18 protein-coding genes are annotated in these 15,274 nt (G+C 73.4%); 8 read left to right on the forward strand and 10 right to left on the reverse strand.

Going from position 1 to position 15,274, the window contains the following annotated elements; translation table 11 throughout:
* Window positions 1-60 precede the first annotated feature (60 nt).
* Window positions 61-591 (reverse strand): dihydrofolate reductase, encoded by a 531-nt coding sequence (locus tag ACZ4TW_RS00320; RefSeq protein WP_465539038.1) that lies wholly within the window; start codon window positions 589-591, stop codon window positions 61-63.
* Complete coding sequence (locus tag ACZ4TW_RS00325) at window positions 588-1,397, reverse strand: thymidylate synthase (RefSeq protein WP_465539040.1); 810 nt, start codon at window positions 1,395-1,397, stop codon at window positions 588-590. The genes ACZ4TW_RS00320 and ACZ4TW_RS00325 overlap by 4 nt, the downstream gene beginning before the upstream one ends.
* A gap of 134 nt (window positions 1,398-1,531) precedes the next feature.
* Between ACZ4TW_RS00325 and ACZ4TW_RS00330 the strand changes: the two genes are divergently transcribed.
* From ACZ4TW_RS00330 to ACZ4TW_RS00345, 4 genes are all read left to right on the forward strand, one after another.
* A complete protein-coding gene (locus ACZ4TW_RS00330) occupies window positions 1,532-1,993 on the forward strand; it encodes a thioredoxin family protein (RefSeq protein ID WP_465539042.1) in 462 nt (153 codons plus the stop codon).
* On the forward strand, window positions 1,974-2,471 hold the full coding sequence (locus tag ACZ4TW_RS00335) for a DUF4395 domain-containing protein (protein ID WP_465539044.1): 498 nt from the start codon (window positions 1,974-1,976) through the stop codon (window positions 2,469-2,471). The genes ACZ4TW_RS00330 and ACZ4TW_RS00335 overlap by 20 nt, the downstream gene beginning before the upstream one ends.
* A gap of 102 nt (window positions 2,472-2,573) precedes the next feature.
* Window positions 2,574-2,999 carry an OsmC family peroxiredoxin gene (locus tag ACZ4TW_RS00340; protein WP_465539046.1) on the forward strand — a complete coding sequence of 142 codons (426 nt, stop codon included), beginning with the start codon at window positions 2,574-2,576 and terminating at the stop codon, window positions 2,997-2,999.
* A gap of 2 nt (window positions 3,000-3,001) precedes the next feature.
* Window positions 3,002-3,907 (forward strand): TIGR01777 family oxidoreductase, encoded by a 906-nt coding sequence (locus ACZ4TW_RS00345; RefSeq protein WP_465539048.1) that lies wholly within the window; start codon window positions 3,002-3,004, stop codon window positions 3,905-3,907.
* On the opposite strand, the gene ACZ4TW_RS00350 is transcribed toward ACZ4TW_RS00345, so the two are convergent.
* Both ACZ4TW_RS00350 and dapB read right to left on the reverse strand, forming a co-directional pair.
* Window positions 3,879-4,322: a hypothetical protein gene (locus ACZ4TW_RS00350; RefSeq protein ID WP_465539051.1), complete on the reverse strand. Its 444-nt coding sequence runs from the start codon at window positions 4,320-4,322 to the stop codon at window positions 3,879-3,881. The two genes, ACZ4TW_RS00345 and ACZ4TW_RS00350, sit on opposite strands and share 29 nt — an antisense overlap.
* On the reverse strand, window positions 4,319-5,068 hold the full coding sequence (dapB, locus tag ACZ4TW_RS00355; protein ID WP_465539053.1) for a 4-hydroxy-tetrahydrodipicolinate reductase: 750 nt from the start codon (window positions 5,066-5,068) through the stop codon (window positions 4,319-4,321). The genes ACZ4TW_RS00350 and dapB overlap by 4 nt, the downstream gene beginning before the upstream one ends.
* A gap of 59 nt (window positions 5,069-5,127) precedes the next feature.
* Here dapB and ACZ4TW_RS00360 point away from each other — a divergent pair, with 59 nt between their 5' ends.
* On the forward strand, window positions 5,128-5,604 hold the full coding sequence (locus ACZ4TW_RS00360) for a GNAT family N-acetyltransferase (RefSeq protein ID WP_465539055.1): 477 nt from the start codon (window positions 5,128-5,130) through the stop codon (window positions 5,602-5,604).
* 16 nt (window positions 5,605-5,620) lie between these two features.
* Here ACZ4TW_RS00360 and ACZ4TW_RS00365 read toward each other — a convergent pair whose 3' ends face one another.
* From ACZ4TW_RS00365 to ACZ4TW_RS00375, 3 genes are all read right to left on the reverse strand, one after another.
* Window positions 5,621-6,226 (reverse strand): histidine phosphatase family protein, encoded by a 606-nt coding sequence (locus tag ACZ4TW_RS00365; protein ID WP_465539057.1) that lies wholly within the window; start codon window positions 6,224-6,226, stop codon window positions 5,621-5,623.
* A gap of 28 nt (window positions 6,227-6,254) precedes the next feature.
* Complete coding sequence (locus tag ACZ4TW_RS00370) at window positions 6,255-7,640, reverse strand: M16 family metallopeptidase (protein ID WP_465539058.1); 1,386 nt, start codon at window positions 7,638-7,640, stop codon at window positions 6,255-6,257.
* A gap of 78 nt (window positions 7,641-7,718) precedes the next feature.
* The gene (locus ACZ4TW_RS00375; RefSeq protein WP_465539060.1) at window positions 7,719-8,852 is read right to left on the reverse strand and encodes an aldo/keto reductase; all 1,134 of its coding nucleotides are present in this window, start codon (window positions 8,850-8,852) and stop codon (window positions 7,719-7,721) included.
* A gap of 160 nt (window positions 8,853-9,012) precedes the next feature.
* Between ACZ4TW_RS00375 and ACZ4TW_RS00380 the strand changes: the two genes are divergently transcribed.
* From ACZ4TW_RS00380 to ACZ4TW_RS00390, 3 genes are read left to right on the forward strand one after another with little or no spacing between them, the layout of a single operon-like run.
* On the forward strand, window positions 9,013-9,768 hold the full coding sequence (locus tag ACZ4TW_RS00380; RefSeq protein WP_465539062.1) for a TetR/AcrR family transcriptional regulator: 756 nt from the start codon (window positions 9,013-9,015) through the stop codon (window positions 9,766-9,768).
* A gap of 48 nt (window positions 9,769-9,816) precedes the next feature.
* Window positions 9,817-10,803, forward strand: coding sequence for an ABC transporter ATP-binding protein (locus tag ACZ4TW_RS00385; RefSeq protein ID WP_465539064.1), 987 nt, complete (start codon window positions 9,817-9,819; stop codon window positions 10,801-10,803).
* Window positions 10,800-11,597 carry an ABC transporter permease subunit gene (locus ACZ4TW_RS00390; protein ID WP_465539066.1) on the forward strand — a complete coding sequence of 266 codons (798 nt, stop codon included), beginning with the start codon at window positions 10,800-10,802 and terminating at the stop codon, window positions 11,595-11,597. The genes ACZ4TW_RS00385 and ACZ4TW_RS00390 overlap by 4 nt, the downstream gene beginning before the upstream one ends.
* 104 nt (window positions 11,598-11,701) lie before the next feature.
* Here ACZ4TW_RS00390 and ACZ4TW_RS00395 read toward each other — a convergent pair whose 3' ends face one another.
* The 3 genes from ACZ4TW_RS00395 to ACZ4TW_RS00405 are packed head-to-tail and all read right to left on the reverse strand — an operon-like array spanning window position 11,702 to window position 15,260.
* A complete protein-coding gene (locus ACZ4TW_RS00395) occupies window positions 11,702-13,483 on the reverse strand; it encodes a cytochrome b/b6 domain-containing protein (RefSeq protein WP_465539068.1) in 1,782 nt (593 codons plus the stop codon).
* Between the two features lie 3 nt (window positions 13,484-13,486).
* Window positions 13,487-14,473, reverse strand: a complete 987-nt coding sequence (locus ACZ4TW_RS00400) for an electron transfer flavoprotein subunit alpha/FixB family protein (protein ID WP_465539070.1) — start codon at window positions 14,471-14,473, stop codon at window positions 13,487-13,489.
* A 10-nt stretch (window positions 14,474-14,483) separates the two neighbouring features.
* Entirely contained in the window at window positions 14,484-15,260 is a 777-nt protein-coding gene (locus ACZ4TW_RS00405; RefSeq protein WP_465539072.1) for an electron transfer flavoprotein subunit beta/FixA family protein, read from the reverse strand.
* Window positions 15,261-15,274 lie beyond the last annotated feature (14 nt).

Below are 15,274 nucleotides of genomic sequence, written 5' to 3' on the forward strand. Positions count from 1 at the left end.
GGAGGAGTCGCCCGTCCAGCCCGGCTTGAGCGCGGGCGAGCGAAGCCGCAGCAGAGGGGGTCAGCGGGCGTAGGTGAGGAAGCGGTAGCGGATGCCGGTGCGCGAGTCGTGCCATCCGGTGGGCGGGTCGACCGCGGCCACGTGCCAGTCGGGCGTGCGGATGGGCGCGAAGGTGTCGCCGTCGACGTCGAGGTCGAGCTCGGTGACGATGAGGCGGTGGGCCAGGTCGATCGTACGGGCGAACAGCTCGGCGCCGCCGATCACCCAGATCCACTCCTCGGCGTCGGATGCCGCGAGCGCGAGCGCCTCGTCGACGGATGCGGCGCGCACCGCGCCGTCGGACCTCCAGCCGGCCTGTCGGGTCACGACGATGTTGGCGCGACCCGGCAGGGGGCGGAACCGCTCGGGCAGGGACTCCCAGGTGCGGCGACCCATCACGACAGGCTCGCCCTCGGTCGTGCGCTTGAAGTGCGCCAGGTCTTCGGGTACGTGCCAGGGCATGCCGCCGCCGGCACCGATCACGCCTCCGTGCGCCTCGGCCCAGACGAGGCCGATGCGCGGCGCCGCGCCATCCGCCCGATCCGCGCTCATACCGCGACGGCCGCGCGGATCGCGGGGTGGTGCTCGTACCCGACGACCTCGAAGTCCTCGTACCGGTAGTCGTCGATCGAGTCGGGCCGGCGCGCGAGTCGCAGCGTCGGGTACGGGAACGGCTCGCGCGAGAGCTGCTCGGTCACCTGCTCGACGTGGTTGTCGTAGATGTGGCAGTCGCCGCCCGTCCAGACGAAGTCACCGACCTCGAGTCCGGTCTGCTGGGCGACCAGGTGGGTGAGCAGCGCGTACGAGGCGATGTTGAACGGCACGCCGAGGAAGAGGTCGGCGCTGCGCTGGTACAGCTGGCACGACAGGCGCCCGTCGGCCACGTGGAACTGGAAGAGCGCGTGGCACGGCGCGAGCGCCATGTCGGGGATGTCGGCCGGGTTCCACGCCGAGACGATCAGCCGCCGCGAGTCGGGGTTCGTGCGGATCTGCTCGATCACCTGGGCGACCTGGTCGATCTGCTCGCCCGACGGCGTGGGCCACGACCGCCACTGCACCCCGTAGACGGGCCCGAGGTCGCCCGAGGCATCCGCCCACTCGTCCCAGATCGTGACGCCCTGCTCCTGCAGCCAGCGCACGTTCGAGTCGCCGCGCAGGAACCACAGCAGCTCGATCGCGATCGACTTGAAGTGCACGCGCTTGGTCGTGATGAGCGGGAAGCCCTCCGAGAGGTCGAACCGCAGCTGGCGACCGAACACGCTCCGCGTTCCGGTGCCGGTGCGGTCGGACTTGGGCGTGCCGTTCGCGAGCACGTCGCGGAGGAGGTCTTCGTACGGGGTCGGGATCGCGCTGGCCACGGGCTCAAGGCTACGCCCGGTCGGCCGGGCCCTCGGCAGGCGCGGCGGTCGGGCGGATGGCGCGCCGCGCCGCCGCGCGTCACCCTGCGTCACAACGGGGCGGGCCGGCGCCGGCCGCGCGTAGCATCCGGGACATGGATCTCGTGCCCGCGCTCGTCGCCGGATTGGGGCTGCCGCTCGTGGCGCTCGCGGCCGGCCTGGCGTGGAAGGCGCGGGACGGTCGCGTCCGCGCGGTCGCGGCCCCAGCCGCGGCCCTCGACGGTCGCGATGCGCACGACCTCGGGCTCGACGACCGGCTCGGCGCCGACGCGACGCTCGTGCAGTTCTCGACCGAGTACTGCAGCCGCTGCCCTGCGACGGCCCGCGCGCTCGGCGCGCTCGCCGAGGGATACGAGGGCGTCCGCCACGTCGAGATCGACCTGACGAACGACCCCGGGCTGGCCGACCGCTTCCGCGTGACGCAGACGCCGACCGTGCTCGTGCTCGACGCGCACGGCTCGACCGCGGGTCGCGTCGCGGGCGTGCCGCGCACCGACGACCTCCGCTCGCTCATCGACGACCTCACCGGGAGGCACCGTGTCGCGCACCACGCCTGAGCCCGCCGACGCCTCGGCCCCGTCCCCGGCGGCTCGCCAGGGCATCGACCCGCGCGGACCCCGCTTCACCGCCGGCGTGACCGCCGCGCTCCTCCTCCTCACGGCCGTCCTCGGCTTCGGCGGCCTCGACCTCGCGGCGCTCCTCCTCCTCGCCGCGATCGCGGCCGTCTTCGCGTGGAGCGCGGTCGCGGGCGTGGCGCGCAACCCGTTCGGGCTCGTGTTCCGCGCGCTCGTGCGTCCGAGGCTCGCGCCGCCGTCCGAGCTCGAGGACCCGCGCCCGCCCACGTTCGCGCAGCTCGTGGGGTTCATCGTGACCGGGACGGGCGTCGTGCTCGGGCTCCTCGGACTGGAGCTCGCCGTTCCGATCGCGGCGTCGATCGCGTTCCTCGCGGCCTTCCTCAACGCCGCGTTCGGCTACTGCCTGGGCTGCCAGATCTACCTGTTGCTCGTGCGCGCCCGCGTCATCCGCGCCGCCTGACCGGGAGACGTCACTCGGATGCGGCTCGACGCCGCGCCGCAACTGCCGCCCGCGGCATCCGCTCGGTAGGCTGGAGCCCCTGTCTCGAGGAGGAGTACCCGAATGGCACTGACGAGCGAATCCACCACGGTCTGGAACGGCACGCTCTTCGAGGGGTCTGGCCGCACGCGCCTCGACTCGTCGAAGGTCGCCGAGTTCGATGTGAACTGGAAGGCCCGGTCCGAGGGCGAGGCCGGCACGACCAACCCCGAGGAACTGCTGGGGGCGGCGCACTCCGCCTGCTTCTCCATGGCCTTCTCGCTGGCGCTCACGGAGGCGGGATACACGCCCGAGAGCATCCAGACGACCGCGGCGGTCACGTTCCAGCCCGGCGAGGGCGTCACCGGCAGCCACCTGCTCGTGAGCGCCCGGGTGCCCGGCATCACCGAGGCCGAATTCGAGCGGATCGCCGACGACGCGAAGGCCAACTGCCCGATCTCGAAGGCGCTGGGCGGCACGCCCATCACGATCGAAGCCGAGCTCGCGTAGCGGTGCGCGTCCTCGTCGCCGGCGCCTCCGGCTTCATCGGCACCGCCGTCACGTCCCGCCTCGCCGAGGAGGGCCATGAGGTGCTGCGGCTCGTGCGCCGCAGGGCGTCGGCGGCCGACGAGGTCAGCTGGTCGCCGGGGTCGGGGATCATCGACTTCACGGTCATGGACCGCGTCGACGCGGTGCTGAACCTGTCCGGTGCGTCGATGACCCGCCTGCCGTGGACGCGCCGGTACCGCGACGAGATCCTCGAGTCGCGCGTGACGGCGACGCGGACGCTCGCCGACGCCATGCGCAAGGCCGCGTCGCCCCCGTCGGTGTTCCTCAGCGGCTCAGCGGTCGGCATCTACGGCGACCGGCCGGGCGAACTGCTCACCGAGCATTCGAGCCCGGGCGCGGGGTTCCTCGCCGACGTCGTCGGTCGATGGGAGGCGGCGGCGCAACTCGCCCCGCACGAGACGCGTACGGTCCTGCTGCGCACCGGCATCATCGTCGGGCGCGGCGGTGCGTTCAAGCCCATCATGCGACTGACCAAGGCCGGGGCATCGGGCCGGCTCGGCACGGGCGGCCAGCACTGGCCGTGGATCGCGCTCGACGACGAGGTCGGCGCGATCCTCCACCTGCTGCACGGATCGGTCGCCGGCCCGGTGAACCTGGTGGGTCCGACGCCGGCGACGGCCGATCGGATCATGTCCGCGGTCGCCGAGCGCCTGCACCGCCCGTACGTGATCCCCGTGCCCGAGCCGCTGCTCAAGCTGGGGCTCGGCTCGGCCGCCGAGGACCTGCTGCTGTCGAGCCAGAAGGTCCGCCCGCAGCGACTCATCGACGACGGCTTCCGCTTCCGGTACCCCACGTTCGAGTCGGCGATCGACGCGATGCTCAGCCCCGAGCACGCTCCAACTCGATAGCCCTCCGGACGGCACGACGCGCGCGCCGACGGTCGCCCGCCGCGTCGTAGGCGAGGCCGAGACGCAGCCAGGCGCGCCAGGAGTCGGGATCGGCCTCGACCGCGTCGCGGTACGCGGGGAATGCGGCATCGGCTGCCGCCCGCTCGGGGCGACCGCTCGGCCGGAGCGGCAGGCCCAGGTCGGTCCCGCCCTCCGATTCGAGGCGTTCGACGAGCCGCTGCGAGCGGACGCCGAACTGCAGCTCGCGCCAGATGGCCCAGGCCGCGAGCACGGGCAGCACGATCAGCGCGAGGCCCATGGCGATCGCGACGGGCTCGCCCGTCTGGACGAACTGCACCGCGCGCCATCCGACGAGGGCGACGTACAGCGCGAGCAGCACCGCCATGACGACGGCACCGGCCTTCGCGCCGCTCATCGCGCGCCGGGCAGCTCGAGCCCGAGCAGGGCGTCGAGGCCGACCGTGACGCCCTCGGACGTCGTCGCGCGACGCAGCGCGAGGAGGATGCCCTTCTCGTAGGCCGACGGCGCGATCGTGGTGTGCGCGATCGAGAGGGTCTCGCCCTCGCCGCCCAGCACGACGCGCTGGTCGGCGAGCAGGCCCGCCATCCGCATGCTGTGCACCGGCACGCCGGAGACGAGCTGGCCGCGGGCGCGCTGGTCGGCGTGCGGGGCCGACACCGGTCCCTCGTCGCCGCGGGCTGCGGCGATCAGCTCGGCGGTGCGCACCGCGGTCCCCGAGGGCGAGTCGACCTTGCCCGCGTGGTGCGCCTCGACGATCTCGATCGAGTCGAAGTGGCGCGCGGCGAACGCGGCGAACGCGGAGCCGAGCACGCTGCCGACCGAGAAGTTGGGTACGAAGATCACGCCGGGTGCATCCTCGAGGTCGCGAAGTCGCCGCTCGACCTCGGCGATGCGCTCACGCGACCAGCCCGAGGTGCCCACGACGACCGGAATGCCCGCCTCGATCGCGGCCTCGACGATCGCGGGGCTCGCCGCGGGATGGGTGACGTCGAGCACGACGTCGGCTCCCTCGAGTTCGTCGAGGCTCGAGCGCGAGTCGAGGCCGGCGTGCAGTTCGAGGTCGTCGGCCTCGTCGATCAACCGGGCGGCGAGGCGCCCCATCTTGCCCGTCGCGCCGGCCACCGCCACCCTGATCGTCACGACGATCACCCTAGCAACCGGGGGCGGATGGCTCGGACGGCCGCACCTAGGCTGGATCCATGCTGCGCTTCCGCGACGCCGCCGTCACTGATCCCGATGCCCATCGTCTCCTCGGGGAGTACTTCGCCGAGCGTGCGGCGGGGTTCCCGCGCGAGCAGGGCGAGTACCGGCCGACGTGGCCCGACGACGTCCAGTTCACGCCGCCCGCGGGCGTGTTCCTGCTGGTCGTCGACGACGAGGGGCGCGCGGTCGGCTGCGGCGGGGTCCGTCGCATCCCGCCGTCGGCCGACGGGCGCGTGCGCTTCGAGGTGAAGCACCTGTGGCTCGCCCCCGACGGCCGCGGCCTCGGCGAGGGCCGCCGCCTGCTCCGGGAGCTCGAGCGCCGCGCCGCCGAGTTCGGTGCCGAGGAGGTCGTGCTCGACACGAACGCCAGCCTCGAGGCCGCGGGCGGCCTGTACCGTTCGAGCGGCTACGTCGACATCGAGCCGTACAACGCCAATCCGAACGCCACGAACTGGTACGGCAAGCAGCTCTGAGACGCGCGCCTCGCGGTCAGATCGCGAACGGCTCGGGCAGGCCCGTGCGCAGTTCGGGCGGCAGGTGCGCGAGGTCGTTGTGGACGAGGAGCGTCCACGGGCGGCCGGGCGCTCGCTGGGTGAGCACCGTCAGGCCGCAGTTGGCCTGGCTGATGGTCGCCCACCGCCACTCGGGCGCACCGAGCACCTCGCGGACGAACCAGCCGATGACGAAGTTGTGCGTGATGAGCAGGTCGTGACGGTCCTCGCGGTGCGAGCGGAGGAACTCGGCGTTCGCATCGGCCATCTGCGCCCGCCCCGCCTCGAAGTCGAGCTCGGTGAATGAGCCGAAGAACGGCGCGAAGGCCGAGGGCGTCTCGGGTGCGGGCCCGGACGGCACGCAGTCGAAGAGCAGCGCCGAGGGCTCGGGATGCAGCGCGGGCATCTTCGTGGCGATGATGTCGGCCGTCTCGGCCGCCCGCTGCAGGGGCGAGTGGTAGGCAGCGTCGAACGGGATGCCGCCCAGCCGCTCGCCGAGCAGCTCAGCCTGGCGCCGGCCGCGCGGGGACAACGGCCCGTCGGGCAGGCCGTGTTCGGCGTCGAGCTGCTCGCCGTGGCGGACGAGGTAGAGGTGGTGGGGCACGTCGGGTCCTGGTCTGGTCGTGCGTCGCTCAGGCGACGTCGGTGCGGGGTTCGGGTTGGTCGACGACCGAGCGGAACGCGTGCTCCTGGACGGGACCGACCGCGACGAGCGAGAAGGGCCGGTCGGCGAGGTCGGCCGCGAGCGCCTGGACGTCGTCGCCGGTGACGCGCGCGACGCGGCGCAGCGCCTCGTCGAGGTCGGCGAACTCGCCGAGCGCGAGTTCGGCGCGGCCCAGTCGCGACATCCGGGTGTCACTGTCTTCGAGCGCGAGCGCTGATGCGCCGCCGAGGTAGCCGGCGGCGCGCTCGAGCTCCTCGGCGGTCACGCCGTGGTGCGCGAGCCGTTCGAGCTCGGTGCGCATGAGGGCAGCGACGGTCGCCGCGTTCCTGGGTGCGCACCCGGCGTACATGCCGAACACCCCGGCGTCGGAATAGCCGGGCGCGAACGAGTACACCGAGTAGGCCAGCCCGCGGCGCTCGCGGATCTGCTGGAAGAGCCGTGACGACATGCCGGCGCCGAAGACGGTGTTCAGCACGCTGAGCACCGCGCGTCGTTCGTCGGTCGCGACGAGCCCGGGGACGCCGAGAACGAGGTTCACCTGCTCGCCGGGACGCTCGACCACGGCGAGCGGTGCGGTGCCGTCGAGCAGTGCCGCCCCGGTCGGGCGCCGCGGTTCGGGCGCGCCCGCCTCGTCGAGGCGCCAGCCCGCGCCGTCGAGCGCGCTCGCGAGCCCGGCGACCAGCGCGTCGTGGTCGACGGCGCCCGCGGCCGTCACGACGAGGTCGCGCGGACGGTAGTTCGCGCGGTAGTGCTCCCACACGGCGTCGCGCGTCGCGGCGTCGATGGCGGCGGGGTCGCCCCCGATGGGGCGGGCGAGCGGATGGCGCCCGAGCACGGCCTCGAAGAAGCGCTCGTTGGCGACGTCGGCGGGATCATCGCCCGCCATCGCGAGCTCTTCGAGGATGACGCGGCGCTCGCTCTCGAACTCTTCCGGGTCGAGCACGGAGGAGGTGAACATGTCGGTGAGCACCTCGACCGCCATGGGCAGGTCGCGATCCTGCACCTTGGCGTAGTAGCAGGTGTACTCCTTGGCCGTGACGGCGTTGTGCTCGCCGCCGACCGCGTCGAACGAGACGGCGATGTCGAGCGCGCTGCGGGTCTCGGTGCCCTTGAAGAGCAGGTGCTCGAGGAAGTGGGTCGAGCCGTGGGTGGCCGGATGACCGCTGTCGGCGGCGTGCTCGTCGCGCGAGCCGACGGCGACCCAGAAGCCGATCGTGGCGCTGCGGCTGCCGGGAACGCGCTCGGTGAGCACCCGGATGCCCGACGGGAGCACGGAGCGACGGACGAGGGTGTCTCCGGCGGCGCGGAACTCCAGCTCGGGTTCGCCCAGGGACAGTTCGACGGCGCCGTTCACGCGCTCCAGCCTATGCCACCGGTCCGACGCCGGGGCTCGGCGCGGCGGCGCGTGGCGCCGCGCGGCGGCCGGGCCCGCTCAGGCCGAGGCGCGGTCGAGCTCGACGATCTCCGAGCGGTGCAGGACGAGGTTGGCCGCCGCGACGAGCGCGTCGACCTGCTCGGGGCGGCTCGCGCTCGCGACCGGCGCGGCGACCGTCGGGCGGGCGAGGAGCCACGCGATCGCGACGGCGGCGGGCACCGTGTCGTGCGCGGCGGCGACCTCGTCGAGCGCCCGGAGCACGCGGAGGCCGCGCCGACTGAGGTGGCGGGCCTGCCGTTCGCCCCGCGCGTCGCGCCGGATGTCGGCGCGACGTCGCACGCGTCCGCCGAGGAAGCCGTTCGCGAGCGCGAAGTACGGCAGCACGGCGAGCCCCTGCGCGTGGGCGACGAGCTCGGGCGCGCCCTCGAAGTCGCGCCGCTCCATGAGGTTGTAGCGGGTGGTGAGCGCCTGGAAGCGCGGGAGCCCGTTCGCGGCGAGGACGCGGGCCTCGATGAGCCGCTCGGGCGAGAAGTCGGAGGCGCCGATCGCCAGCACCTTGCCCGCGGCGATGAGCGCGTCGACGGCGCCGAGGCTCTCCTCGAGCGGCGTCCCGGGGTCGTCGCCGTGGAAGCAGAGCAGGTCGATGCGATCGGTGCCGAGCCGGGTCAGCGACTCGTCGACGGCTGCCGCGATCGACTCGGGCGAGAGGCCCCGCCGGTCGGGGTGCCGCCCGACCTTCGTGATCACCCGGACCCGGTCGCGCGCGCCGCGGTCGGCCATCCACCGGCCGATGATGCTCTCGCTGCGACCGGCCGCATAGCTGTCGGCGGTGTCGAGGAGATTGCCGCCGACGCCGGCGAAGCGGTCGAGGATCTCGGCCGCGTCATGGGCGCCGACCGTCCAGCCGAACGTGCTGGCGCCGAGCGCCAGCGGGTGCACTGCGAGTCCGGTCTCGCCGAGGGGTTCCCGTCGTGGCACGGTGATCGGACCGGAGAACGCGTTGGTCTCGATCTCCTCGGTCGTGGGCGTGCGCGTCGGCAGTGCCTCGACCGCCGCCGTCCCGGCCTCCGGCCGCTCGCCCGCCTCGCCGTGCCGGACGGGCCCGAGCGTCACCGTCGTCGCGCGCGCGTCGGCGCTCCCCGGCTCGCCCACCGCGCGCCGCGGACCGTACTGTGCGTGCTTCCGTGCCACGCGATCCTCCTCCCCAGGATTGCCATCGAGCGTATGCGGGCCCGAAACCCGGTCCGTGACGGATCGGGTGAAGCGTTACCCAATCGTTGGTGAACAGTCCTCAGGTGCGAAATCCGTGACGTATTGCGACAGCGCTGAACGAGCGTTTAGCATGTTGAACATGCGTTCAGTGCCGGCTGAGGATGCCACGACGCGGGCCCGGATTCGCGACGCGGCCGTCACGCGCTTCGGTGCGAACGGCTTCGGGCACACGAGCGTGCGCGACATCGCCGCCGATGCGGGCGTGAGCCCCGCCCTCGTCATCCACCACTTCGGCTCGAAGGCACAGCTCCGCGAGGCGTGCGATGACTGGCTCGTCGCCCGGCTCATGGGCGAGAAGGAACGCCTCGACGCCCCGGCGGTGGCGTCGACCATCCGCGAGTGGCTCGACGACCCCGGCCGATTCCGCCCCTACCTCGACTACGTCTCGAGCATGCTCGCCGACGGCACCGACGGCGGCGCCCGCCTGTTCGACCTGCTCCTCGCCGAGACGCGCGCCATGCTCGACGCCGGCGTCGCCGACGGCACCATGCGGCCCTCGAGCGATCCCGAGCTGAGGGCGGTGCTCGTCACCCTGTACGGGATCGCTCCGTTGCTGCTGCGAGACCAGCTCGCACGCACCCTCGGCGCACCCCTCGACTCCCCCGCCACGCTCCGGCGCATGACCGTGCCGACGCTCGAGCTCTACACGCACGGCCTCTACGCCGACGAGCGACTGCTCGAGGCGGCGCGCACCGCGATCTCGGGCGACGGCGCGACCGCGGGCGACGCCCGCGGGGCCGTGCCGCGCACCGTTCCGGGCGTTCGCTCCGACAAGGGACCGGGCAACCCGAACCAGGACCCCGACCCGCCGATCGACGAGGCCGCGAGCGCCTGACGCCCGCGACATCCGCCACCTCGTCGATCGACCACGGGAAGGACCCGCATGAGCACCACCACGACCACCACGACGGACGCCGCCGTCACCACGCGCGGCCTCGTCAAGCGCTACGGATCGCACACCGCGCTCCACGGCATCGACCTCGACATCCCGCGCGGCAGCGTGTTCGGGATGATCGGCCCGAACGGCGCCGGCAAGACCACGACGATGCGGCTGCTGCTCGACATCATCCGCCCGTCAGGCGGCGAGCTCCGCGTGCTGGGCGACTCCCCGCGCGGCGGCGGCGCGGCGCTGCGACGCCGCATCGGCTACCTGCCGGGTGAGCTGCACCTCGCGACACGCGTGAAGGGCCGTGACTTCCTAGCGCACTACGCCGAGATCTCGGGGCCCGTGCGCCCGGCCGCGATCGACGGGCTCGCCGATCGCCTCGGCGTCGACCTCGGCCGGCCGGTCCGCAGCCTGTCGAAGGGCAACAAGCAGAAGATCGGCCTCATCCAGGCGTTCATGCACGAGCCCGAACTGCTCGTGCTGGATGAGCCGACGAGCGGGCTCGACCCGCTCGTGCAGCAGGAGTTCCACGCGATGCTCCGCGAGGCGCGCGCCAACGGGCAGACCGTCTTCCTCAGCTCCCACGTGCTGAGCGAGGTGCAGCAGACCGCGCACGAGATCGCGATCCTCAAGCAGGGCCGGATCGTGGAGCAGTCGACCGTCTCGGCGCTCCGCGAGAACGCGATGCGGCACGTCAGGCTCGTCGTCGCCGAGACGGATGCCGCGTCGGCGCGCGCCACGCTCGACGCGCTGCCCGGCGTCACGGGCGTGACCGCGATCGCGAACGGGCCCGGGACGATCGCGCTGTCCGCGACGCTGGACGCCCACGTCGACGCGTTCGTGAAGGCCGTGTCCCGCCTCGAGGTCGTCGACCTCACGATGGAGGAACCCGACCTGGAGGAGATGGTGCTGGCGTACTACGGCGCCGACCTCTCGTCCGGCGCCGATTCCGCCGAGGACGGCCGGAAGGCGGCGAAGCGATGAACCGCGTGCTCCCCCTCTTCCGCCGGTCGATCCTCGACGGCTGGCGCGGCCTCGCCGGCTGGACCGTCGGCATCCTCGCCGCGCTGTTCCTGTACCTGCCGCTGTACCCGTCGTTCGGCGGCAACGGCCAGATGCAGCAGATCATCGACTCGCTCCCGCCCGAGTTGGTCCGGTCCCTCAACTACGACCAGATCGGCTCCGGACCGGGATACGCGCAGGCGACCTTCTTCGGCCTGATCGGCTTCGTGCTCGTGACGATCGCCGCGGTCGGCTGGGGCACCGACGCGATCGCCGACGACGAGGAGAACGGGCAGCTCGAGCTCACGCTGGCGCACGGCGTCACGCGCGGGCAGGTCTTCGCCGAGCGCACGGCCGCCGTCCTCGTCAAGCTCGCCTGGCTCGCGCTCGTGAGCGTGGCGGTCGTGGCGATGCTGAACGAGCCGGCCGAGCTCGGCATCGAGTTCCCGAACCTCGTCGCCACCGCGACGGCGTTCCTCGGGCTCGTGGCACTCGCCGCGGCGGCCGCGATCGCGGTGGGCGGCCTCACGGGCCGGCGCTCGTGGTCGGTCAGTGCCGGCGCGGGCGTGGCCGTCGCCGCGTACGCGCTCAACGCGCTCGGCAACCAGAGCGACGATCTCGCGTGGCTGCACGACTGGTCCCCCTACAGCTGGGCCTACGGCGAGTCGCCGATGCAGAACGGCTGGAACGGCACGATCTGGCTCGCCTACGCGGTCGTCGCGGTGCTGCTGCTGGTCGGCTGGCTGGTGTTCCGCCGCCGCGACATCGCGGTCTGACCGAGCCGAGCGGATGTCGCGGCACTCGCCCCGCGCGGGGCGCCGTGCCGCGGCATCCGCTCGTCATCGCGCTCCTTGCCAGGACGGTGCGCCGCGGCCGGCGCCTATCGACCGACCTTGCCGAACAGTCCCGCGATGGGCGCGAGCACCGACGGGCGGGCGGCGATCCACGCTGCCGCGATGACGACGATCGAGGCGACGAAGATCCAGAATCCCAGCCAGTCGTCGGCCTCGCGCGCCGCGAACATGGCGTTCAGGTTGCGCAGGGCACCGGTCGTGAAGACGAGGGCGACGTGCACCACGATGAAGCCCACGAAGTACAGCATCACCGGGAAGTGCACGGCGCGCGCCCACTCCACCGGGTAGACGCGGTTCAGCGTCGTGGCGTCCTTCGGCCACAGGCCCGACATCCGCACCCCCGTGAGCGCGGCGAGCGGTGCGGCGATGAAGATCGTCGCGAAGTACGCGAGCACCTGCAGGCTGTTGTAGTTGACCCAACCGTCCTCGAGCGGCCAGTCGAGCGAGAGGTACTGCAGCCCGGCCGACACCGCGTTCGGGATGACCTCCCAGCTGGTCGGCACGACGCGCATCCATTGGCCGGTGGCGAACAGCAGCACGATGAAGACGAGCCCGTTCACGAGCCACAGGATGTCGAGGGAGTGGTGGAACCACAGGTTCAGGCTGATCCTGCCCCGGCCGCCCTTCGACCAGCGCGGCGTCCAGTACGCCGGCGGTCTCCGCTCGGTGCGGACCTGCAGGCCGGAGCGGATGATCAGCACGATGAGGAACGCGTTGAAGAAGTGCTGCCAGCCGAGCCAGGCGGGGATCCCCACGGGCGCGCCCTCGGGCAGGGGCGTCACGCCCGGGTACGTCGCCATGAAGTCCCGCATGACGTCCAATCCGAGGAACCACCTCGTGAGCTGCACGACGATGGTCGCGGCGCCGATGACGGCGAGCACGCCGACCACGGATGCCCCGACCCACTGCCTGGCGGTCAGCGGGCCGTACCGCCTCGGGCCCGGCTGCGCAGGGGCCTCCGGTGCGACGGACGGTGCGGGCGCCGGTACGGCCTGCCGGGTGGGCGCGACCGGTGCCGGCGCGACGGTTGCCGGCGCGACGGGTGCCGCGGGCTGGGCGGGTGGTTCGGGAGCCGAGGCGACCGATGCTGCGGGAGCTGCCGCGTCGGGTGCTGCGGGAGCCGGGCTGGCCGGGATGGAGACGGCCGGCGACGGAACGGCGACCGCGGCGGACGGTGCGGACGCCCCGATCGACGCCTCGGGCGCCGTCTCGGCGGGCGGTGCCGACGCCGCCGGCACCGCCGCAGACGCAGACGCGGTGGGCTCGGCGGCCGGTGCGACCGCCGTCGTGGGCCACGGGTCTCCCCCGGCGACCCTCGGGAGCCCTCGGCGAAGGCGGGTGCCGGTCGCCGCGACCGCTGCCGTGGTCGCTCCGGCGGCCGCGGCCGGGCGCGCGGAGGCGGCAGGGGCTGCCGGCTCGGCGATGGGCTCGATGACGTCGTCGCGCGGCGGAGCGGCCGCGGCATCCGTCGTCTCGACCTTCGCAGCCGGGCTCGCCACGCCGGCCTCAGGCCAAGGCCGGCCGCCCCGGACGCGCGGAAGCCCGCTTCGAAGCCCCCGACTCGGCGCCGGCGCGGCGGGCGCGGCGGACGCCGCGGGCGGGGCCACCGGGGACGACGCGGCCGGCACCGCGGCCGGCGCCGTCCGGGCGACCGGAGCCGCGGCGACCGTCGCTTCGGCGGTCGCCGCATCCGCGCGCGCCTCGATCGAGGCGACGGCGAGGTCGCCGGTCGCCTCGCCTGGAGGCGGCCACGGCTCGCCGCCGCGCCGTCGAGGCAGTCCCCTGCGCAGGCTCCGCACCGCGGCCACGGGTCACCGCTTCCGCTCGGCGAGTGCGCTGATCAGCTGCGGGACCACCGTGAAGACGTCGCCGACGACGCCGAAGTCGGCGACCTCGAAGATCGGCGCATCGGGATCCTTGTTGACGGCGACGATGTTCTCGGCCGTCTGCATGCCGGCGCGATGCTGGATGGCACCCGAGATGCCGAGGGCGATGTACAGCTGCGGCGAGACCGCGACGCCCGTCTGCCCGACCTGATGGCTCGCCGGGATGTAGCCGGCGTCGACCGCGGCGCGGGACGCGCCGATCGCGGCGCCGAGCGCGTCGGCGAGCTCCTCGACGAGCGCGAACTTCTCGGCCGAGCCGAGACCGCGTCCGCCCGACACGACCCGCTTCGCCCCACGCAGCTCGGGTCGGCTCGACGTCTCGGTCACGGGCTCGACCGACTCGATCGTGGCCGACGCCGCGCCGGAGGCCGTCACCTCGAGCGACTCGAGGGCGACCGGCCGCGCCTCGGCGCGGGCATCGACCGCGCCCTGGCGCACCGTGACGACGAGCGGCCCGAAGGTGGCGGCCGAGTCGACGTCGTACGCGCCGCCGTACACGGAGTGATGGGCGACGATGCCCTCGTCGTCGCGCGAGACGCCGACCGCGTCCACCGCGATCGGAGCGGCGGTGCGGGCGGCGAATCGGCCCGCGATGTCGCGCCCGTCGATCGAGTTGGAGATGAGCACCGCCGCGGGCGCGATGCGCGCCGCAGCGGCGGCCAGCGCGTCGACGTGCGGGATGGTGAGCTCGGACTGCGTCGCGCTCGTCTCGACGGCGAGCACGCGCTCGGCTCCGAGCGCCGCGGCCTGCTCGGCGAGCGACTGCGCCCGGCCGGGCGAGGTCACGGCGAGGGCCACGGGCGTACCGATTCCGGAGGCGGCGGCGAGGAGGCCGGCCGCGCTCGTCGCGAGCTCACCGCTCGGCGTGGCCTCGAGCACGACCAGGATCGGGTCTACGGGGTAGTCGGTCATGATCGTCCTCTCAGACCAGCCGGTTCTCGACCAGGAACTCGGCGATCCTCGTGCCGCCGTCGCCCTCGTCGGTGATCTTGATCCCGGCCGTGCGCGGCGGCTTCTCGGCGACGGCGGTCATGATCGACCAGGGCACCGAGAGATCCTCGGGGTCGATGCCCAGATCGGCGGCGCTCAGGGTCTCGAACGGCTTCTTCTTCGCGGCCATGATGCCCTTGAAGTTCGGGAAGCGGGCGTCCGGGAGCGCCTCGGTGATCGAGATGACCGCCGGGAGGGGAGCGCTCACCCGCATCGTGCCGCCGTCGACGGCGCGCGTTCCCGACACCGAGCCGTCGGAGATCTCGACGGATGAGAGCGCGGTCGCGTTCGGCACCTCGAGCAGCTCGGCGAGCATGGCGGGGATCACGCCGCCGCTGCCGTCGGTCGAGAGGTTCCCGGTGATGACGAGGTCGAAACCGGTGCGTCGGATCGCCGCGGCGAGGGTGCGCGCGGTGAGGCCCAGGTCTGCGGCCGCCAGGCCGGGGTCGGCGATGTGCACGGCCGACCCGGCTCCCATCGCCAGGCCCTTGCGGATGGTCGTCGCGGCGCTGTCGGCGGCCATCGACATGACGACCACCTCGGCCCCGTCGTGCGCGTCGGCGTACGACAGCGCGACCTCGAGCGCGCGCTCGCCGATCTCGTCGAGCACCGCCTCGCTCGCGGCGCGATCGGCGAGCCCGGTCTCGAGGTCGAGCTTGCGCTCCCCGTACGTGTCGGGGACCTCCTTGACGAGGACGATGATCTTCATCGGATCGGAATCCT

The organism is Agromyces sp. NPDC029043 (genome assembly GCF_055564615.1).